25 protein-coding genes, 2 pseudogenes and 1 riboswitch are annotated in these 16,632 nt (G+C 64.2%); of the genes and pseudogenes, 15 read left to right on the top strand and 12 right to left on the bottom strand.

The window, feature by feature from the left end:
- Nucleotides 1-731: pseudogene (locus EOA23_RS20940) on the bottom strand (sensor histidine kinase); the annotation flags it as partial.
- Nucleotides 732-1,254: 523 nt separating this feature from the next.
- On the opposite strand from EOA23_RS20940, the gene EOA23_RS35735 reads away from it, so the two are divergent.
- Both EOA23_RS35735 and EOA23_RS20935 read left to right on the top strand, forming a co-directional pair.
- Nucleotides 1,255-1,440, top strand: a complete 186-nt coding sequence (locus EOA23_RS35735) for a hypothetical protein (RefSeq protein WP_127883004.1) — start codon at nt 1,255-1,257, stop codon at nt 1,438-1,440.
- A gap of 420 nt (nt 1,441-1,860) precedes the next feature.
- On the top strand, nt 1,861-2,013 hold the full coding sequence (locus tag EOA23_RS20935) for a hypothetical protein (protein WP_189341656.1): 153 nt from the start codon (nt 1,861-1,863) through the stop codon (nt 2,011-2,013).
- 29 nt (nt 2,014-2,042) lie between these two features.
- Here the strand turns inward: EOA23_RS20935 and EOA23_RS35730 are convergent, their stop codons facing one another.
- The 3 genes from EOA23_RS35730 to EOA23_RS20925 all read right to left on the bottom strand — a co-directional run bounded on the left by EOA23_RS35730 (nt 2,043) and on the right by EOA23_RS20925 (nt 2,972).
- Nucleotides 2,043-2,201 (bottom strand): hypothetical protein, encoded by a 159-nt coding sequence (locus EOA23_RS35730; RefSeq protein WP_189341655.1) that lies wholly within the window; start codon nt 2,199-2,201, stop codon nt 2,043-2,045.
- Between the two features lie 146 nt (nt 2,202-2,347).
- Nucleotides 2,348-2,728 carry a YkvA family protein gene (locus EOA23_RS20930; RefSeq protein ID WP_127305539.1) on the bottom strand — a complete coding sequence of 127 codons (381 nt, stop codon included), beginning with the start codon at nt 2,726-2,728 and terminating at the stop codon, nt 2,348-2,350.
- A 61-nt stretch (nt 2,729-2,789) separates the two neighbouring features.
- The gene (locus EOA23_RS20925; RefSeq protein ID WP_036258067.1) at nt 2,790-2,972 is read right to left on the bottom strand and encodes a hypothetical protein; all 183 of its coding nucleotides are present in this window, start codon (nt 2,970-2,972) and stop codon (nt 2,790-2,792) included.
- 242 nt (nt 2,973-3,214) lie between these two features.
- Here EOA23_RS20925 and EOA23_RS20920 point away from each other — a divergent pair, with 242 nt between their 5' ends.
- Nucleotides 3,215-3,364, top strand: a complete 150-nt coding sequence (locus EOA23_RS20920; RefSeq protein ID WP_127305538.1) for a hypothetical protein — start codon at nt 3,215-3,217, stop codon at nt 3,362-3,364.
- 68 nt (nt 3,365-3,432) lie between these two features.
- Here EOA23_RS20920 and EOA23_RS20915 read toward each other — a convergent pair whose 3' ends face one another.
- The gene (locus EOA23_RS20915; RefSeq protein ID WP_126061644.1) at nt 3,433-3,768 is read right to left on the bottom strand and encodes a hypothetical protein; all 336 of its coding nucleotides are present in this window, start codon (nt 3,766-3,768) and stop codon (nt 3,433-3,435) included.
- 140 nt (nt 3,769-3,908) lie between these two features.
- Nucleotides 3,909-4,106 (bottom strand): hypothetical protein, encoded by a 198-nt coding sequence (locus EOA23_RS20910; RefSeq protein ID WP_245474275.1) that lies wholly within the window; start codon nt 4,104-4,106, stop codon nt 3,909-3,911.
- Between the two features lie 49 nt (nt 4,107-4,155).
- Here EOA23_RS20910 and EOA23_RS20905 point away from each other — a divergent pair, with 49 nt between their 5' ends.
- From EOA23_RS20905 to EOA23_RS20890, 4 genes are all read left to right on the top strand, one after another.
- Nucleotides 4,156-4,980: a Ku protein gene (locus EOA23_RS20905; protein ID WP_127305537.1), complete on the top strand. Its 825-nt coding sequence runs from the start codon at nt 4,156-4,158 to the stop codon at nt 4,978-4,980.
- A gap of 109 nt (nt 4,981-5,089) precedes the next feature.
- Nucleotides 5,090-5,347, top strand: coding sequence for a metal-sensing transcriptional repressor (locus EOA23_RS20900; RefSeq protein WP_040973109.1), 258 nt, complete (start codon nt 5,090-5,092; stop codon nt 5,345-5,347).
- 8 nt (nt 5,348-5,355) lie between these two features.
- Nucleotides 5,356-6,708, top strand: coding sequence for a cation diffusion facilitator family transporter (locus tag EOA23_RS20895; RefSeq protein ID WP_127305536.1), 1,353 nt, complete (start codon nt 5,356-5,358; stop codon nt 6,706-6,708).
- Entirely contained in the window at nt 6,705-7,418 is a 714-nt protein-coding gene (locus EOA23_RS20890; RefSeq protein ID WP_127305535.1) for a sulfite exporter TauE/SafE family protein, read from the top strand. Before EOA23_RS20895 ends, EOA23_RS20890 begins: the two co-directional genes overlap by 4 nt.
- 4 nt (nt 7,419-7,422) lie before the next feature.
- On the opposite strand, the gene EOA23_RS20885 is transcribed toward EOA23_RS20890, so the two are convergent.
- Both EOA23_RS20885 and EOA23_RS20880 read right to left on the bottom strand, forming a co-directional pair.
- Entirely contained in the window at nt 7,423-8,370 is a 948-nt protein-coding gene (locus tag EOA23_RS20885; RefSeq protein ID WP_127305534.1) for a DMT family transporter, read from the bottom strand.
- Nucleotides 8,371-8,584: 214 nt separating this feature from the next.
- The gene (locus tag EOA23_RS20880; RefSeq protein ID WP_127305533.1) at nt 8,585-8,989 is read right to left on the bottom strand and encodes a VOC family protein; all 405 of its coding nucleotides are present in this window, start codon (nt 8,987-8,989) and stop codon (nt 8,585-8,587) included.
- A 103-nt stretch (nt 8,990-9,092) separates the two neighbouring features.
- Here EOA23_RS20880 and EOA23_RS20875 point away from each other — a divergent pair, with 103 nt between their 5' ends.
- Both EOA23_RS20875 and EOA23_RS20870 read left to right on the top strand, forming a co-directional pair.
- Nucleotides 9,093-9,725 (top strand): TetR/AcrR family transcriptional regulator, encoded by a 633-nt coding sequence (locus EOA23_RS20875; RefSeq protein WP_126061638.1) that lies wholly within the window; start codon nt 9,093-9,095, stop codon nt 9,723-9,725.
- Between the two features lie 142 nt (nt 9,726-9,867).
- Nucleotides 9,868-10,446, top strand: a complete 579-nt coding sequence (locus tag EOA23_RS20870) for a dienelactone hydrolase family protein (RefSeq protein WP_127305532.1) — start codon at nt 9,868-9,870, stop codon at nt 10,444-10,446.
- A 35-nt stretch (nt 10,447-10,481) separates the two neighbouring features.
- Here the strand turns inward: EOA23_RS20870 and EOA23_RS20865 are convergent, their stop codons facing one another.
- The 3 genes from EOA23_RS20865 to EOA23_RS20855 all read right to left on the bottom strand — a co-directional run bounded on the left by EOA23_RS20865 (nt 10,482) and on the right by EOA23_RS20855 (nt 12,265).
- Complete coding sequence (locus EOA23_RS20865) at nt 10,482-10,961, bottom strand: hypothetical protein (protein ID WP_245474274.1); 480 nt, start codon at nt 10,959-10,961, stop codon at nt 10,482-10,484.
- Nucleotides 10,962-11,212: 251 nt separating this feature from the next.
- The gene (locus EOA23_RS20860; RefSeq protein ID WP_127305530.1) at nt 11,213-11,953 is read right to left on the bottom strand and encodes a CbtA family protein; all 741 of its coding nucleotides are present in this window, start codon (nt 11,951-11,953) and stop codon (nt 11,213-11,215) included.
- Nucleotides 11,954-12,055: 102 nt separating this feature from the next.
- On the bottom strand, nt 12,056-12,265 hold the full coding sequence (locus EOA23_RS20855; protein WP_126061634.1) for a CbtB domain-containing protein: 210 nt from the start codon (nt 12,263-12,265) through the stop codon (nt 12,056-12,058).
- A gap of 49 nt (nt 12,266-12,314) precedes the next feature.
- A riboswitch (adenosylcobalamin (AdoCbl) riboswitch) is annotated at nt 12,315-12,390 on the bottom strand.
- A 105-nt stretch (nt 12,391-12,495) separates the two neighbouring features.
- Here EOA23_RS20855 and EOA23_RS20850 point away from each other — a divergent pair.
- Both EOA23_RS20850 and EOA23_RS20845 read left to right on the top strand, forming a co-directional pair.
- Entirely contained in the window at nt 12,496-13,068 is a 573-nt protein-coding gene (locus tag EOA23_RS20850; protein WP_126061633.1) for a histidine phosphatase family protein, read from the top strand.
- Nucleotides 13,069-13,211: 143 nt separating this feature from the next.
- Nucleotides 13,212-13,484, top strand: a complete 273-nt coding sequence (locus tag EOA23_RS20845) for a PilZ domain-containing protein (RefSeq protein ID WP_127305529.1) — start codon at nt 13,212-13,214, stop codon at nt 13,482-13,484.
- A 238-nt stretch (nt 13,485-13,722) separates the two neighbouring features.
- Here the strand turns inward: EOA23_RS20845 and EOA23_RS20840 are convergent, their stop codons facing one another.
- Nucleotides 13,723-14,244 carry a DUF6428 family protein gene (locus EOA23_RS20840; protein WP_127305528.1) on the bottom strand — a complete coding sequence of 174 codons (522 nt, stop codon included), beginning with the start codon at nt 14,242-14,244 and terminating at the stop codon, nt 13,723-13,725.
- A gap of 42 nt (nt 14,245-14,286) precedes the next feature.
- On the opposite strand from EOA23_RS20840, the gene EOA23_RS20835 reads away from it, so the two are divergent.
- The 4 genes and pseudogenes from EOA23_RS20835 to EOA23_RS20820 all read left to right on the top strand — a co-directional run.
- Nucleotides 14,287-14,637 (top strand): metalloregulator ArsR/SmtB family transcription factor, encoded by a 351-nt coding sequence (locus EOA23_RS20835; protein WP_042638344.1) that lies wholly within the window; start codon nt 14,287-14,289, stop codon nt 14,635-14,637.
- A gap of 32 nt (nt 14,638-14,669) precedes the next feature.
- Nucleotides 14,670-15,130, top strand: a pseudogene (locus tag EOA23_RS20830) (aquaporin).
- The gene (arsC, locus tag EOA23_RS20825) at nt 15,127-15,540 is read left to right on the top strand and encodes an arsenate reductase (glutaredoxin) (RefSeq protein WP_127305527.1); all 414 of its coding nucleotides are present in this window, start codon (nt 15,127-15,129) and stop codon (nt 15,538-15,540) included. Before EOA23_RS20830 ends, arsC begins: the two are co-directional and overlap by 4 nt.
- Nucleotides 15,541-16,632 (top strand): MFS transporter (locus EOA23_RS20820; RefSeq protein WP_145966449.1); only part of this gene is annotated, 1,092 nt, incomplete at its 3' end.

The raw sequence follows: 16,632 nt of genomic DNA, 5'->3' as shown, positions 1-16,632 counted from the left end.
GCCGCCTGCAATTCCGAGACCTTGGCCTTGAGCGCTGCCTGCTGCGTGACGATGGTGCGGCTGCCGCGGAAAACTATGCCCGAGAGCAGGGCAAGCGCCGCCGCCGTGGCGCCCGCCACCACCAGCCAGCTCCACAACAAGGCCGAGTGCAGCGATTCCTCGAAATCGCCGGACAGTTCGTAGAATTCAGACACGGCCACGACCTCGCCCGACCAGGGTTCGCGCACCGGGTTGTAGATCTCGAGCAGCGGCACTCCCATCGACCGTTCCTTCTCGTCTTCCTCGTCCGCGAGCCTGTTGGAGTTGTATTTGACCATGACATTGCCGGCGAAAGCGGCGACGAGATTGACGTTGGGCTTGATCTGCCTGCCGATCAGGCTGGTGTCCTTCGAATAGAGAATCGTGCCGTCGCGCCGCCATAGCTTGAACGAGACCAACCTTTTCCCAAGTGCCCCCTGGCCCAGCGTCTCGTCCAGCGCCCGCTTGACGGTGTCGTCAAGCTCCTGGCTCTTGCGCATGTCGGGCAGCAGCGGCGCGATCACGCTGTCGACATAGAGCGCGGTGGTGGCGGCGGAATTGTGCAGGACGCCGTCACGGATCTGCGATGTCACCCACAGCCCGACCACGAGCATCACCGCCAGAAGGCCGATGCCGCCCGCGATCACGAACTGCCAGGCAAGCGAGAGCCCGCTCCAGATTCGTGCAAGCCGTTTCAGATACCTCCCAAACATCGGACCGTTCACCCACCCGTTCGCGACAGTATAGGCGAGGTGGCGCAATTGCGACACCGACCTTGGTCCGTGCCGATGAGGAAGGTTAATGACGGGCCGTTGCCGGCGGCGGCAGCTCTGATTCGCAAGCGGCAAGGTTGCCCATACCCCGAATGGCAAATGCCCGCGTCGCTCCTGTTGACGGGGAAGACGCGGGCTGGCTGCCACCTGAATTTCTTGCAGCGCCGACACAACCACCAATCCGGCCCAAGGTCCAGACCAAAAGACGTATGCCCCGCAGAATATAGCGCTGCGCCGCCGCCGTCTCGCTCCAGCGCGGTCCTGTCATCGGGCGTTGCGGATATGAACATATAGCGATGTCTGTCGGATGCCCAGCCCCGGGCCGGGCGGCCCTGTGCTTGCATAAGACGCGGGAAGTCGCGACGGCATTTGCCCCCAAAAGAAGTCAGGGCCAAGGCCTTGATCGGCCGGACACGCGCCGCCTATACGATGGACGTTACCTTGCTGTTCGTGGCAACGCAGTATGGACGTAGGCACAAAAGACCATAAAAGAAATCAGCGGCTGTCGATCTTTGATCTCGAAGCATTACGGGAAGCTTTCAGGCAGTCTGTTCGGGAGAACGACGTCACGGAAGCCGAATGGGCGCGGCACGCCGAGCATTTCGTCAAGAGCACGCTCCAAAAAGGCAGCCGGCTCACGCGGACTTGAGCGTTCCGTGCGTCCGGGATCGGGGTGATTCCAGGCAGGAACGTTTCGGCCATGGCCGCTCGGACCATTGCGCCGGCGCATAGGACCTCAGCGACAATTGCGGGCGCAGGTGGAAACGGACACTGTGTCCGTGCGCCGGCTACCCCCCAAGGAAACCCAATGGTCGGCGCTTTAGCCCGGCTTGCCTGTAAGAGAGACATACGCTTTTACCGCCAAGGCAAGCCGGGCTACCCCACTCCCTGAACGCTCCAAGGCTGGTCCGTCGTCGAAACCCGGCGCCGAAGAATGTATGGCCGTGGGCCATTGCAATGCGGCGGAACGAAAAGCAGGTCGGGGGCGTTCTAGGCCGCGATGTCGAGGAGTCCTCACCATCACAGGGCCGAAAGGCCGTTTCAGGCCTCGACAGACGAGGCGGAGCGCTTGGCGCGTGCGGAAAAGAACGCCAGGCTGAAGGAGCTTCGCACCCACGCTTCCTGGCTGGTGCTCGATCCGCAGGCGCATTTCCAGGAGGAGATCGACTGTTCGGCCCTGTTCGGCGACCTGTCGATCCGAAAGGTCGACCGCGAGGGCTAGGACAACTCCAGGAACGGGCTTTCAGCCCCTCACGCGAGCTGCAATCCGGCCGCGCCATCCTCGCGCGCGATCTCGATCAGCCGCGCGATCGCCCATGGCGTCATCAGCGCAAGGAAAGCAGTGAGATCGAAGAAGAGCGACCGCGCCAGATCGAACCCGCTGTGGTCGTAGCAGACTGCAAACTCCATAACGCCTTACCCCTTTTGACCCACCCGCAGCGCTCGTAATTTCGCGCACCCTTGAGCATGATCCTGATTTGCATCGAATACAAGGGGTCGCTAATCAAGCCGAATGTGCACCGCTATCGGCGAATCTGAAAGATCGCGATGCCGCTTTAGGCCGGCTTCGGCCTGAACAGCCAGGTGAGCGCCAGCGCCGCCAGAACCCAGACCGCGATCATGAAGGCGAGCCCCGCCTTGCTGACCGGCTTCTCGCGCCGCGCGGCTTCTTCGCGGAATTCACGCATCAGATCGGGCGGCACCAGCCTGACCGCGAGCATGATGCCGAGAGGCACGACCAGCAGGTCGTCCAGATAGCCGATGATCGGGATGAAATCCGGGATGAGATCGATCGGGCTCAGCGCATAGGCCGCGACGGCGCTCGCGATGGCTTTTGCGTACCAGGGCACCCGCGAATCACGGGCCGCAATCCAGAGCGCCACCACGTCGCGCTTGATGGCGCGCGCCCATCGCTTTGCCGAGTCGAGAGCCGACATGAGCCCATTGTATAGGGCCCACGGGCCTTCAGGCCAACGGACGAATACCGGATTTGGCCTCTCAGGCGCAGTCCTTCAGCTCGACAACCTCGACGCCAAGGCGGAAAGCCTGGCCATCGGCGTAGGAACGCGCATATTGCTCGGCTTCGAAGGGGAAGATGAGCGTGGTGCCGTAGGCGGTGACGCGCACCGTCCACTTCTGTCCCCTGACGAGTTCAACACCGTGAAGCTTCGCCGTCACCATCTCACCCTCCTCAGATCCGGCACGCTCGCAACATCCGCATAACGTCGCGAAAGTCATTTGAATACAAACAATTCGACTTAATCGTGTCGTTGCGATGTCGATTCCGACATTGGGTCGTTTGCGTCCGTGAAGTGGTTCACCGACAGAAGCGTTTTTTGCCGCCGGCGCGCGCGGGCATCATGGTGACCGGAACCGAGGCAGGCCCCGGCGGGTTGGAGTCGTGGCCCGCACAGGAGGTTTCCATGATCCGCAAACTGAAAACCGGCGAATACCGGCTCTATTCGCGCAAGATCGATCCCAGGACCGGCAAGCGCCGCAATCTCGGCACCTTCAAGTCGCACGAAGCCGCCGAAAAGCACGAACGCGAAGTGCAATATTTCAAGCGGCACTAGGACAGTTCAGCGAAGGTGAGCTTCTGGGAAAGCGACCGGCGTTTCACCGGGAGCAATCGCCGCCTAGTTCATCCATGCGGTGTCGGTTGCGTGCGCGGACGAGGGTGGCCAGGCACGTTCGAGCCGATATGGTCGAGGTCGCAACGCCTCGTCACCATCTCGACCGACCCGGTGTCGACGGTCACGCGCCCCAGCACCTGCACCGTCGTGCGTCCGAGATCCTCGTCGACATGGACGACGTCACCCTCGAGCCTGAGTTTGTCGCCGGCCTTGGCATTGGGCTCGACCATCGAATAGCGATGGCCGTTGCCGTCGAGGCTCAGCGTCACGCGGTCGTTGATGCGTTCGACCACGGTGGCGATCACAGCCACCCGGTCGCCTATTTCAACAACGGGCCGGGCCATTGCGACCTCCTTTCTGCTCCGCGCGGTGTTGGCCGGGAGCCAATGGGCTGACGACATGACGGATGCCGACAGCTGTTGAAAAAAACGGAAAAACAAGTGTTTGGTTGCTTCTGCGCTGCCTGCCCCTGCGGCCCGGCCGATCACATGAACCCGGGATTTCGCGGCAGATACTGCATCCAGTCGCGATAGCCGGGCGATGCCGTCAACAGCATGGGGAAGGTGATGCGCATGCCTTGATCGACCGCAAGGCCGAGCGCGCTCTCGCATGGCCCGCCGTCTCGGCTGCCGGACTTCTGGGCAGCTGGACTACTGAGAGACTTGGCCCCGCGCGGAACCACGCGGGTCGCCAGATGTTCCTGTTGATCGCAACGACAACAGGAATGGCACATGGTTGCGCCACGCGCGGTCTGGAAGGGTTTTCTCAAGGTCGGGTCCGTCTCGTGCGGCGTGAAGCTGGTCGGCGCGACCAGCGAAACCGGAAAAGTTCATTTCAGGATCCTGAACCGCAAGGACGGCCTGCCGGTGAAAAGCGCCTATGTCGACGAGCAGACCGGCGATATCGTCGAGACCGAGGACCAGACCAAGGGCTTCGAGGCGGAGAAGGACGATTTCATCGAGATCGAGCCGGATGAGATCAAGAAGCTGAAACTCACCTCGGCGCACACATTGGAAGTTGACGAGTTCGTCGCCCTTGACGAGATCGACACCCGCTATCTGGAAAAGCCCTATTACCTCATCCCCGCCGATGGCGCCGCGCTCGAGGCCTTCAGCGTGCTGCGCGAGGCGATGAAGAAGAAGCGCGTCGCCGCAAGGTCCTGCGTCGTGCTCTACCAGCGCGGCCGCGAGGTCGTCATCCAACCTTTCGGCAAGGGCATGCTGCTCACCGAACTGCGCACCCGCGACGAGATGGTCTCGGAGAAGAGCGTTTTCGAAGACCTGACGTCACCGAAATACGACAAGGATCTGCTCGAGATTGCCGAGCTCTTGATCGACAAGAAGGTGACGAAGTTCGATCCTTCGAAGTTCGAGGATACCTATGAGGATGCGCTAATCGCGATGATCGATGCCAAGCGCAAGGGCAAGAAGCCGCCCAAGGCCGCGCCGCCGCCAAAGCAAAATGTCGTCGACCTCGCCTCGGTGCTGAGGAAGAGTCTCGCCAAGGAAGGAATCAAGGCACCCTCGAAAGCCAAGCCCGCGCGCAAGTCGGCCTGATCGGTCGACCGATAGGATCCCTCAAGCTCGATCAGCGGATTCGCTCACTCCTGTCGGACGTGATCCGTCCCAGATTGCCATATCCTACCCTGGGGGATAGGATCGTGCCATGACGATACACAGCTCCCATCCCGATATCATCGCCAGGCTCAAGCGCGCGCATGGCCATCTTGCCGCCGTGCTCACAATGTTCGAGCAGGGCCGTTCCTGCCTTGATCTCGCGCAACAGCTCCATGCCGTCGAAAGTGCCGTCGGCAACGCCAAGCGCGAGCTCATCCATGACCATATGGAGCATTGCCTTGTCGAGGGCGGCGAGCCGACCAGGGACACGCTGAAAGAGCTGAAGCAGCTCACCAAATATCTGTGAGGCCGCTCATGTTGACGAGGATTCTCGACCGGTTCGGCTTCGGCTCGCACGGGCATGACCACGGCGTTCATGGCGGGCACGATCATGGCGGGCAGGGGCATGACCATCATGGGCCGCATGGGCACACGCATGGCGTCATCGACGCGACGATCGCCACGACTGAGCGCGGCATCTGGGCGATCAAATGGTCGTTCGTCATCCTGGCGATAACGGCCGCGCTGCAGCTCGCCGTCGTCATCTTTTCGGGCAGCGTGGCGCTGCTTGCCGACACCATCCACAACATCGCCGACGCGACGACCGCCATTCCGCTCTGGATTGCCTTCGTGCTGGCACGACGCAGGCCGACCGGAACGTTCACCTATGGCCTCGGTCGCGTCGAGGATCTTGCCGGCATCGTCATCGTGCTGATCATCCTGGCGAGCGCGCTGGTTGCCGGCTACGAAGCGATCGATCGCCTGTTCAATCCGCAGCCGGTGCGGTTCCTGGGCTGGCTGGCCGCCGCCGGCGTCATCGGCTTCCTCGGCAATGAGGCGGTGGCCGTCTTCCGCATCCGCGTCGGCCGTCAGATCAACAGCGCGGCCCTGATCGCCGACGGCTATCACGCGCGCATCGACGGGCTGACCAGCCTTGCCGTCGTTGCCGGCGCGGTCGGCGTCTGGCTTGGCTACCCGCTCGCCGACCCGATCATCGGCCTCATCATCACCATCGCCATCTTCGGCATCGTCTGGCAGTCGGCGCGTTCCGTGCTGACGCGCATGCTCGACGGTGTGGAGCCGGGGCTGGTCGACGAGGTTCATCACGCCGCCGACCATGTCGCCGGGATCGACAGGGTGGTCGACGCGAAGGCCCGCTGGCTCGGCCACAAGCTGCATGTCGATGTGGAGATCGCGGTCAATGACGGGCTGCTGCTCGCCGCCGCCAACAACATCGCCGCGTCGCTGAAGACGGAGCTCTTCGCGCACATTCCCGCGCTTGACGTCGCCACGGTGCGCTTTGCCGCGCCCGGGGCCGAGGGTGGCCACCACCACGCGCCTGACCCGTTCCTGGTGTCGGGCAAGCTGGCCAGCGGGCTGCTCGAGATCGTCGACACGCCGCAGGGCGAGCGCATGCGGCTGCGCCTCTCGCGCCATGCCGAGGGCTTGCAAGCGAACGTCGCCATCGAACGCGCCGGCGGTGCCGTCGAAAGCCTACCGCTGTCCCCGGTCGGCGGCGACCATCACTATCTGCAAAGCCTTGTCGCGCCAGCCGAGCCGCATGAGTTCAGCGCCAGGCTGCAACTGGCGGCCGGTCAGGACAGCGAGGACCTGCCCTTCGCCATGGCCGAGCCGGAACGCCACCACCACGAGCACGCGCATGGATGATACAGGCGCTCTTTGACTATCAACGCGAGATTTACCTGGCGGTGGCGCAGCACCTCAAGGCGTTCGCCGGCGACGGCAACTGGCTTACGCTCCTTGCGATCCTGCCGATGGGCGTCGTGTTCGGGGCGGCTCACGCGCTGACGCCGGGCCATTCGAAGACACTGCTCGCCGCCTATATCGCCGGCTCGCAGGTGAAATTGGCTCGCGGATTGCTCGCCTCGCTTGCCCTTTCCTTCACCCATATCACGCTGGCGGTGCTAATCGCGGTGCTGGCGCTGCCGCTCGTCTCGATCTCGCTGGGCAGCGTCGGCCGCGCTCCCGCGCTGGAAACGCTGAGCCGTGGGCTGCTCGGTCTGATCGGCGTGTGGATAATCTGGCGCGCGCTGCGCGGCCGTCACCATCATCACGTTCATGAGGGCGAAGCTGTCGGCTTCATGGCTGGACTGATCCCTTGCCCGCTGACGCTGTTCGTCATGACTTATGCCATCTCGCGCGGCATACCCTGGACCGGACTTGTCTTCGCTGTCGCGATGATGGTGGGCGTCGCGATCACGCTCGGTATCGTCGTGCTGCTGGCGGTGCTGTTCCGCAGCGGATCGGTTGCCGCGCTGGAACGACTTGGATCGAGCACGGCCGGCGTGGCCACCTTGCTGGAGATGGGGACCGGGCTGATTCTGGTTGGCGCGGCATTGCATCAGATCTTCGGGTAGCGCGTCACCGCACGCTGATCAGCGCCGTGCCGGCGATGGCGAGAAGCGCGCCCGCCCACGCGGCCGCGGTCGGCCTTTGGCCGCTGCGCAGCCACACCATCGGCAGGATGATTACCGGCGTCATCGAGGACAGCGTCGAGATGATGCCGACATTGCCGGTGCGCAACGCGGCCATCAGGCAGGACATGCCGAGCGAGGTGCCGACGAAGGCGGACAGCACGGCGAGTCCGACCGTGCCGAACTGGACGGCCTCCCTTTTACCCTTGCCGAACGGCGTTGCCGTGAGCGCGATGAACAGGATGACGGCGAGCCCGGAACGCAGCGCCATGGCCGTGAACGGCTCGACGCCGGCGGCCATGGCCGGCCGCGCCAGAAGCGTGCCGATCGCCTGGCCGAGCGCCGTCGTGACGCCCAGCACAATGCCTGGTCCCATGCGGCCGGTGAGCGGCGAGCCGGGCACGGTGCTGACCGGCACGGTGGAAGGGGTGACGACCGGCATCGCCGGCGCCAGCTCGCCTCGCTTGAGGAAGCGCCGCGGCATGCCGATGGCAAGCACGATGCCCGCCAGCACCAGCGCCACGCCCAGCGCCTGCCAGCGGCTGATGGTTTCGCCGAGCACCAGATAGCCGAGCGCCAGCGCGAAGGGCGAGGTGAGCGAGAAGAGCAGCGCCGTGATGCGCGGGCCCACCGAATAGATGGTGGCGAAATAGGTCGTGCTGGCGATGCTGATGCCGGCGAAGCTCGACCCGGCAAGCAGCCAGAACTCCCTCCCGCCGATCGTGTGCCAGCCGCCGATCGCCAGCGACACAGAGCCGGTCATCACGAAGGTGGCGAGCATCTGCCAGCGGGCAAGCTGAAGGAGGGGAACGCGCCCCTTGAGCTCGCTGAGGAACATGGAGCTCAGCGCGCTGCACAAGGCGGCGGTGACGGCAAGGGCTTCGGAGACGAACATGGCTGGCGGCTGCGGCGATTCCACCCAGGATTGGGCAGGCGCCGATGCTTACGCCAGCTCGCCGCAATGCGCTAGCCGGACCGGCGCCCGCAGGGGCATGCACCGGGATATCAAGTCGAGGACGACGGCGGGCTTGGCCCGAACACAGGAGCGACGGGGCGTATGCCCCGCCGGTTCCATAGCTTTATTCCGGCAAGAGGGCGATACGGACGGTCTATTGCATGGCTGCTGGGTTCATCCACAAGAACTCCCAGACATTGCCATCCGGGTCTTCTATGTGACGGTTGAACATGAAGCCGAGATCCTGTGCCGGGTTGGGATCGGCGCGACCGCCCGCTGCAACACCTTTCTCCATGACCGCGTTGACCGCGTCCTTGCTGTCGACGGTCAGCGCGATCAGCATCTGGCTCTCGCGCCTGGCATCGCCGATCGGCCGGGCTGTGAACTGGCTGTAGTGCTGGTGCGTCAGCAACATGACCCCGATCGATTCGGAGAACATGATCGAGCTGGCCTGGTCGTTCGAGAACTGCGGGTTGAGCGTGCCGCCGATCGCGAGATAAAACTTGGTCGCTGCCTGCAGATCGCGCACTGGCAGATTGAGGAAGAGCATCTGGGTCATCGGGTTGAAACCTCCGTTTCATTGACGGGTACTAGTCAGTCTAGTACTGTGTCGATGGCTATCATGCGGGAACGGTACCGTCTAGTACTGATAGAGGGGCGCTATGAAAATTGCTGTTGAGACCAGATCGGCCCGTAAGGATCGTGAGATCATCGAGGCGGCGACCGCCGCCTTCATCGCCAAGGGCTATGATGGGACCAGCATGGAGGAGATCGCCACCAGGGCGAGCGCTTCCAAGCAGACTGTCTACAAGCACTTCACGGACAAGGAGACGCTTTTCACCGAAGTCGTGGAGTCCACCGCTTCTCAGGTCAACGACGTTGTCGAGTCCGTCACAATGCTGCTTTCCGAGGCGAAATTCCTGGAGGGCGGCCTGCAGCAGCTTGCCCGGCGATTGACCACGACGCTGATGAACGACGAGTTGCTGAGGCTCCGGCGTCTGATTATCGCCAATGCCGATCGGATGCCGCAGCTTGGCCGCAGCTGGTACGACAAAGGCTTTGAGCGCATGCTTGCCTCGGTGGCGGAGTGCTTTGAAAAGCTCACCAGCCGAGGCCTGTTGCAGACCGGCGATCCTCGTTTGGCGGCCAGCCATTTCTTTGGCATGCTGCTTTGGATTCCGATGAACGAAGCCATGTTCACCGGAAGCAACCCGCGCTCGAAAGCCGACCTTGAGCGCCACGCCGATGCCTCGGTCGAAGCGTTCCTTGCCGCCTATGGGGCACGCTCGAAATAGTCGCGCCGGCCTGGCACGATCTGCTCAGCGCAACGAACCGCATTACGTCGCCTGGTGTCGCAGGAGGTCGGCCGGCCTCAGCCAGTTAAGCAGCGCCTGAGAGTCCAACGCGATCGGCTAGGGGACGGCGGAGGGAAAGCGAATGGCTACTATCGTACTCTTTCACTCGGTGCTGGGCCTTCGGGCGGTGGAGCAGCAAGCCGCTGAGAGAATGCGAGGCGCCGGCCATGATGTTGTGACGCCGGACCTGTACGCGGGATTAACGGCGCCGTCGGTCGACGAAGGGCTTGACCTGATGGGCAAGGTCGGGTGGGAAATCATCTGCGGCCGTGCCAGGGCGGCGCTCCTCCAGACTTCTCGAGACGCGGTGCTCGCAGGCCATTCGATGGGAGCTGGGGTGGTAAGTGCCGTTTGGCCAGAAAGAATCGCTGCCGCGGGCGTTGTGCTGCTGCATGGCCTTGCCGATATTCCCACAAATGTTCGTCGACACATTCCGGTCGCGGTCCACGTCGCCGACCCGGATGCGTTTGCGCTGCCTGAACAAGTTGCCGGCTGGTCGGCGGCGGCAAAGCGCAGCCAAGTCAAGGCGGAGATTTTCACCTATCCGGGGATCGGCCATTTCTACACCGATCGGGCGCTGCCGGACTATAATGCGCCCGCAGCCGAACTGACTTGGTCGCGCGTTCTGGCTTTCCTGGAAACGATCGCACGAAAGACTTGAAACGGTTCGGTGATATTGTGAGACGCTGAATCGTTCTAGACGGTGCCGGCCCGCGGCGAGGGCAAACGGAAGATCGAGCACGCGGCGGCGATCAGCGCCGCCATCGTGACCAGCAGCACCGCCAGGCTCGGTAGGTGGAAGACAATGTCTTGCCATCTGGGCTCGATCACCGCGCCGGTGCTGAAGGCCTCGCCGCTGTACTGGCACAGGATCCAGGACGCGCCGCTGCGCACCATGTCGGCGTCGATGTCGGAGATCAGCGCCTTGGCCTCGCGTTCGGCCGCGGGCATCGTCGCCATATAGGCGAGCAGCGCCTTGGCGGTGGCGAGATAGGCGTGGCTGCATTCGTTGAAGGGGCTTTCCTCGTCGCCGAGGCTTCCCGGCATCAGGCCCCAGAGGCAGTATGTGAATTGCAGATTGCCGTGATTGTAGAGCCGCCTGAAGGTCGGATCGGTCACGGTCTGGCGTTGGGCAAGGTCGAGGATGTCGCCGCGATAGCGCGCGATCACCGCCATCTGGCCGTGGGTGAGGCTGGGGATCTGGATGCCCGGGGGAGGCGGAGCCGACGAGCCACTATGCGCCTGCGCCGAGGCTGCCGCCAGCAGGGCGAACAGTGCCGCAACCGAGCAATTCCAGAAAAAGTGTGCCGCGGTTTTCCGTCCGGAATTGCGAGAAAACAAAAGACCAAAGCGGCTCAGCGGTCGTGTCGACCGTTGAGCCGCTTTGGCCGCCAGGGCGAGGAACCGTGGCGGCCAACGCATGGGTTTCAGGCGTAGCGGCGGGCGGGGCCGCGCTGGTCGCGCACTGCAACCACGCGCTCGGCAACAGCGCCGAAGCCGAGTCCGACGACGGTCCACAGCACCAGCTGGATGCCGAGCGAGGCGACGCGGAATTGCCACAGCACCGTCGCCGAGAAGTTCTCCGGCACTTCGTTGATGTCGGGCAGGGCCGCCTTCACCAGCGCGAAGACGACGAGGAAGGCGAGCCCAGCCACGATCGAGGCATTCCAGGCGCCGAGCCTGCTCCACAGCCGCTGCGCCAGGCCGACCGCCGCCACCATCGCGGCGATCGAGATGACGATCATGATGAAGAACAGTTCGGTGCGGTAGGCGATGGTTTCGGGATTGCCGACTGCGGGCGGGTTGGCCGGGTATTTGAGGCTCGGAACCACGATCACGGCAAGGAAGCCGAGCAGCGCCAGCAGCGCCGAGGTGCCGCGCGGGCCGAGCGAGCCCAGCCGGCCATAGGCATAGGCGAAGACCAGCGAGAACAGCCCGCCAAGCGCCGCGCCATAGACCAGCACGCCGGTCGCCAGACCGATGCCTGCCTGCTTGGCGCGGCTGACCATCTCGGGCTCCGGCGCCTCGCCGGCGGCCTGCGCCTGCTGTTCCTCGAAGGCGATCGCCTTGTCGACCTGCGGCTCGCCATAGACGCGAGCGAAGGCGAACGCCAAAATCCCCGCCACCAGCCCGACAAGCATGCCGCGCAGCAAAAGTTTTCCGACCATGTCAGAGTCCCTTCAAGCAATTTCCCGGAAAAATTAAGCGTTTTCCGCCCGGAATTGCGTCAGACCAAAACTTAGGACGGTTCAGCCTTCGCTGAAACGCTCCTAGTGGCAGGGGAAGCCGAGCAGGTGGCGGCCGTCATGCACGAATTCATGCACTACCGTGCCGCGGATCAGCGACGTCGCGCCTTCTTCCGCGCCGACGAAATAGATCATCAGCATCAGCATCAGGCCGGCGAAGATTGCCCAGGGCAGAAGCTCGCGGACGGGAATCGCAACCGGGCCGTAGGTCGGGGCGAAGGTGGTGTCGGACATTTTGACCTCCTACTGGGATGCTGCGTCCCGTTGATCCAACTGTGGCTGCGGGATAAGGCCTGACTTTCGGCTGGTGCCGATCACAGTGGCGCGACCGTGCCGGACTCGCACCGGCTTCCAATCCCTATAGCGCTAAAACACTTGTCAGCACTTCGTTCGCCTGTCAACGACATGTAATGGTCAACGCGGCTTCGCCTGGCCGAAATTTCACTGGACCACGGAGTTTTGGCATGTTCGCCCGCCTGACGATGATCGCAAGCGGCGCGACGCAGGCCGCGCGCAAGGGCCGCTTTCCGACGGACGAGGCGCCGGAGCCGAGCGCCCTCGATCGCGCCGGCGCGATCGCTTCGTCGCTGCGCCGGGCCGACCGCGTCTGGACAAGTCCGGCGCTTGCCGCGCGCAGGACGGCCGAGGCGCTCGGCCTGGATGCCACGGTCGAGCCGCTGCTTGCCGAGCAGGATTTCGCGCGCTGGGCTGGCAAAAGCTTCGAGCAGGTGCAGGCCGAGGACCCGGCAGGCATGGCGGCCTGGTTCGCCGATCCGGACGCTGCACCCCATGGCGGCGAATCGCTTGCCGCCGTCGCCCGGCGGGGTGCCGCGCTGATGGAGCGGCTGGCCGGCGAGGGCGGGCACACCATCGCGCTCACCCATGCCGTGCCGATCCGCGCCGCCATCGTGCATGTGCTGGGCGCGCCGCTCTCCTCGGTTTGGAAGATCGACATCGAGCCGCTGTCGTTCACCGAGTTCCGCAGCGACGGCCGCCGCTGGGTGCTGCACGCGAGCGGAGTCGCCGGCGCGAGATAGCGCCGGAAACAGCTTTTCTGCTGACCTTGGGCCGCGGTGAAGACGAATCCTGCTGTTTCAGCAACCGCTAACGGAACGGAAACGCCTTGCTGCTATGGTGCTGCCCTGTGGCGAGGAGAGCCTTGCCTTAGGAGCCGCCGGATATGGCCAATTATCCCGAGACCGAGCGCCGTCTTCATGCGCGCGAATTCGTACTCAAGGAAGCCACGATCATTGCCGGTGCCGTCAGGATCGGCTGCTCGGTCAGGAATCAGCACGAGCAGGGCGCGGAGTTGCGCGTCGCCGCCGATACGGACATCCCGGAACGCTTCCTGCTCGAGGTCCCAGCCGACGATATGATCTATCGCGCCCTGGTGCGGTGGCGGCGCAACGATCGCATCGGTGTGGCGCTCTACAGCAACGCGCCGAGGGGCTGACGCGTGGTCCTCGGCAATTCGTGACTTGATCCTGTCCGGATGGAATGCAACCCGGCACATCGGGAACGCAACCGCGGCGCGTGCGTTCATGAGGGCCGATCAACTGGGATTTTCGCGCATGAGCAGGACAGCCGTTTGGGTGGCGCTGATCGCTATCATTCTCGTGGGCCTCTATTTGTTGCAGCACAATGGCATGATCAGATTCTGAAGCGGCGCAGCTTAGGCGCCGTTCGCCGGGTCAGCAGCAGCTGTTCTCTCCGCAGCAGGGCTTGCCCGCGGCCGCTTGGTCCTTCAGCCAGCGGTCACGCGGCTTGCAACTCGCCGGCCGTGGCGAAAGCTCGACCTCGATGGCGCCGCCAACGACGCTTGGCTGGGCCGCGCGGTGCAGTTCCATCGGGCGCACGCCGTCGCTGACCTCGAAGGTCAGCTTAGCCGACTGGTCGAGGGCCACGTGATCCGAGACCTTGCGGATGATCGCAGCGAACTTGCCGGCCGACATATGGACCGGCCCGCCTTCGTCCACGTCCCATAGCTGGACGAAGATCTCCGACCAGGATTCCGGATTGGCCTCGCAATCCAGCGCCGAGAACTGGCCCGCCTTCACCTCGGTGACATGATAGCCCGGTTTAACCGGCCGCCCGTCATAGCGGAACACCAGTGGCCTGTCCTTGTAGTCGGCCAGCGCGCACAGCAGGTCGCCAATGGTCAGGTCGGAGGGGTCGATCGGGGCGGCGATTTTATGATTGTCAGAAGACAGCATGTCGGCTATTCCTCATTTCAACATTTCAAGGATTATTGAAACGTGGATGAACGTCAAGCCCTGATCGCCTTTGGCGCGCTGTCGCAGGAAACCCGCCTGCGCCTGCTGCGCCTGTTGGTCGTTGCCGGACCGGAAGGCATTTCCGCAGGCTCTCTCGCCGAACAGGTCGAGGTCTCCCCCTCCAATGTCAGCTTCCACCTCAAGGAACTGGAACGGTCCGGCCTCGTCACCGCGCGGCGTGATGCCCGCTCGATCGTCTACAGCGCCGAGTACGACGCGCTGTCCGGCCTGATCCGGTTCCTGATGGAGGATTGCTGCTCGGGCCGCCCGGAAATCTGCGCGCCGGCGCTTGCCGCGCCTTGCTGCCGGCCGGGCGAGGGGACCAGGCAATGACTGCCGCGCCCTTGGCCCAGCGGGGCAAACCGATGAGCGGCTTCGATCCATTGCGCCGGTTGGTCGCCGAAGCCCTGGGCACCGGTCTGCTGGTGGCGACGGTCGTCGGTTCCGGCATCATGGCCGAGACGCTGACGCACGATACCGCGTTGGCGCTGCTCGGCAACACGCTCGCGACCGGCGCCATGCTGGTGGTGTTGATCACCATCCTCGGGCCGATTTCGGGCGCGCATTTCAATCCCGCCGTTTCGCTGGTGTTCTGCCTCAACCGGTCTCTGCCTGCCCGCGATCTCCCTGCCTATATCGCCGCGCAGTTCGCCGGCGGCGTCGCCGGCACTCGCTCACCAACAGCTTTTCCGGCATCAGGCCGGCCGATCTGCCGGGCTTCATCGTCGCCGAGCTGCTCGGCGCGCTGATCGCGCTTGCGCTGATGGGCTGGCTGCTCAAGCCCGAAACCGTTCAGCAATCCCACCCCCTGAAAGCAGAACCATGACGGTCACGATCTACCACAATCCCGCTTGCGGCACCTCGCGCAACACGCTCGCCATGATCCGCGCCAGCGGCGAGGAGCCGGTGGTGATCGAATATCTGAAGACGCCGCCGAGCCGCGAGCGGCTGCTCGAACTGATCGCGGCGATGGCGATCACGCCTCGTCAGTTGCTGCGGGAGAAGGGAACGCCTTACGCCGAGCTCGGCCTTGCCGATCCGAAATGGAGCGACGACGAGCTGATCGATTTCATGCTCGCCCATCCGATCCTCATCAACCGGCCGATCGTCGAGACGCCGAAAGGGACAAGACTGTGCCGGCCGTCGGAGGCGGTGTTGCCACTGCTCGACAATCCGGTGCGCGGGTTCGTCAAGGAAGACGGCGAGAAGGTCGGCCACGAACCGGGGCAAGCCTGATTGGAAGCCGCCGCGCCCATCGCCCGCAACCGCCACGTCCTCGTCACGTCTCTGGGCATCACCCAGATCATCGCCTGGGGATCGTCCTACTATCTGCCCGCGGTCCTTGCCGCCCCGATAGCAAAAGATACCGGCTGGTCGCTCGCCTCGGTCGTTGCCGGGCTGTCCTGCGGACTGCTGCTTGCCGGGCTTGTGTCCCCCATCACGGGCCGGCTGATCCAGCGCCATGGCGGCCGTCCGGTGCTTGCCGCCGGCTCGCTGCTGCTGGCGGCCGCGCATTCGTTGCTGGCGACGGCAACCGCCTATCCGCTTTACCTGGTTGCCTGGCTGCTGATGGGCCTCGGCATGTCGAGCAGTCTCTACGACGCCGGCTTCGCCACGCTGGGGCGGCTCTATGGTCGGGCAGCGCGCAGCGCCATCACCAACCTGACGCTCTTCGGTGGTTTCGCCAGCACCGTCTGCTGGCCGCTCAGCGCCTTCCTGGTCGAGCATGGCGGATGGCGCGTCGCCTGCCTTTCCTATGCCGCGATCCATCTGGCAATCTGCCTGCCGCTTCACCTTTGGGTCATACCGCCGCCTCCACCCGCGGCGCACGCCCCGGTGAGAGGCAGGTCGAAAGAGGCATCCGCCACGGGCGGGACGCGGGCACGCTTCATTCTGCTTGCCTCCATCCTGACAGTGGCCGCGATGATCGCATCCACGCTCTCCGTCCACCTGCTGACGCTGCTGCAATTGCGGGGCCTCGGCCTGGCGGCGGCAGTCGGTCTTGGCGCCCTGGTCGGCCCGTCACAGGTCGGCGCGCGCGTGGCCGAGCTGCTGATCGGCCGCAACCGGCATCATCCGATCTGGACGATGCTGGCATCCGTATCGCTGCTCGCGGCCGGGATCTGGCTGCTTCTTGTAGGCCACGCATTCATCGCGCTCGCCCTGATCCTCTACGGCGCGGGCAACGGCATCCACACGATCGCGCGCGGCGCGCTGCCGCTGGTGCTGTTCGACCCGCAGCAATACGCCGTCCTGATGGGCAAGCTCGCAACGCCGAGCCTCATCATCCAGGCGGCGGCTCCTTCCATCGGAGCGCTGCTTCTGGGC

The sequence above is a fragment of the Mesorhizobium sp. M2A.F.Ca.ET.042.01.1.1 genome (genome assembly GCF_003997405.1).
In the GTDB taxonomy this organism is placed as follows: domain Bacteria; phylum Pseudomonadota; class Alphaproteobacteria; order Rhizobiales; family Rhizobiaceae; genus Mesorhizobium.
This window is presented reverse-complemented; position numbering and strand designations above follow the sequence as displayed.

Bases quoted from the DNA above. Each gene is read 5' to 3' on its own strand.
- EOA23_RS35735 (WP_127883004.1), top strand. From the start codon at position 1,255: ATGGACGTAGGCACAAAAGACCATAAAAGAAATCAGCGGCTGTCGATC.
- EOA23_RS35730 (WP_189341655.1), bottom strand. From the start codon at position 2,201: ATGGAGTTTGCAGTCTGCTACGACCACAGCGGGTTCGATCTGGCGCGG.
- EOA23_RS20930 (WP_127305539.1), bottom strand. From the start codon at position 2,728: ATGTCGGCTCTCGACTCGGCAAAGCGATGGGCGCGCGCCATCAAGCGC.
- EOA23_RS20925 (WP_036258067.1), bottom strand. From the start codon at position 2,972: ATGGTGACGGCGAAGCTTCACGGTGTTGAACTCGTCAGGGGACAGAAG.
- EOA23_RS20920 (WP_127305538.1), top strand. From the start codon at position 3,215: ATGATCCGCAAACTGAAAACCGGCGAATACCGGCTCTATTCGCGCAAG.
- EOA23_RS20915 (WP_126061644.1), bottom strand. From the start codon at position 3,768: ATGGCCCGGCCCGTTGTTGAAATAGGCGACCGGGTGGCTGTGATCGCC.
- EOA23_RS20905 (WP_127305537.1), top strand. From the start codon at position 4,156: ATGGTTGCGCCACGCGCGGTCTGGAAGGGTTTTCTCAAGGTCGGGTCC.
- EOA23_RS20900 (WP_040973109.1), top strand. From the start codon at position 5,090: ATGACGATACACAGCTCCCATCCCGATATCATCGCCAGGCTCAAGCGC.
- EOA23_RS20895 (WP_127305536.1), top strand. From the start codon at position 5,356: ATGTTGACGAGGATTCTCGACCGGTTCGGCTTCGGCTCGCACGGGCAT.
- EOA23_RS20890 (WP_127305535.1), top strand. From the start codon at position 6,705: ATGATACAGGCGCTCTTTGACTATCAACGCGAGATTTACCTGGCGGTG.
- EOA23_RS20885 (WP_127305534.1), bottom strand. From the start codon at position 8,370: ATGTTCGTCTCCGAAGCCCTTGCCGTCACCGCCGCCTTGTGCAGCGCG.
- EOA23_RS20880 (WP_127305533.1), bottom strand. From the start codon at position 8,989: ATGACCCAGATGCTCTTCCTCAATCTGCCAGTGCGCGATCTGCAGGCA.
- EOA23_RS20875 (WP_126061638.1), top strand. From the start codon at position 9,093: ATGAAAATTGCTGTTGAGACCAGATCGGCCCGTAAGGATCGTGAGATC.
- EOA23_RS20870 (WP_127305532.1), top strand. From the start codon at position 9,868: ATGGCTACTATCGTACTCTTTCACTCGGTGCTGGGCCTTCGGGCGGTG.
- EOA23_RS20865 (WP_245474274.1), bottom strand. From the start codon at position 10,961: ATGGCGGTGATCGCGCGCTATCGCGGCGACATCCTCGACCTTGCCCAA.
- EOA23_RS20860 (WP_127305530.1), bottom strand. From the start codon at position 11,953: ATGGTCGGAAAACTTTTGCTGCGCGGCATGCTTGTCGGGCTGGTGGCG.
- EOA23_RS20855 (WP_126061634.1), bottom strand. From the start codon at position 12,265: ATGTCCGACACCACCTTCGCCCCGACCTACGGCCCGGTTGCGATTCCC.
- EOA23_RS20850 (WP_126061633.1), top strand. From the start codon at position 12,496: ATGTTCGCCCGCCTGACGATGATCGCAAGCGGCGCGACGCAGGCCGCG.
- EOA23_RS20845 (WP_127305529.1), top strand. From the start codon at position 13,212: ATGGCCAATTATCCCGAGACCGAGCGCCGTCTTCATGCGCGCGAATTC.
- EOA23_RS20840 (WP_127305528.1), bottom strand. From the start codon at position 14,244: ATGCTGTCTTCTGACAATCATAAAATCGCCGCCCCGATCGACCCCTCC.
- arsC (WP_127305527.1), top strand. From the start codon at position 15,127: ATGACGGTCACGATCTACCACAATCCCGCTTGCGGCACCTCGCGCAAC.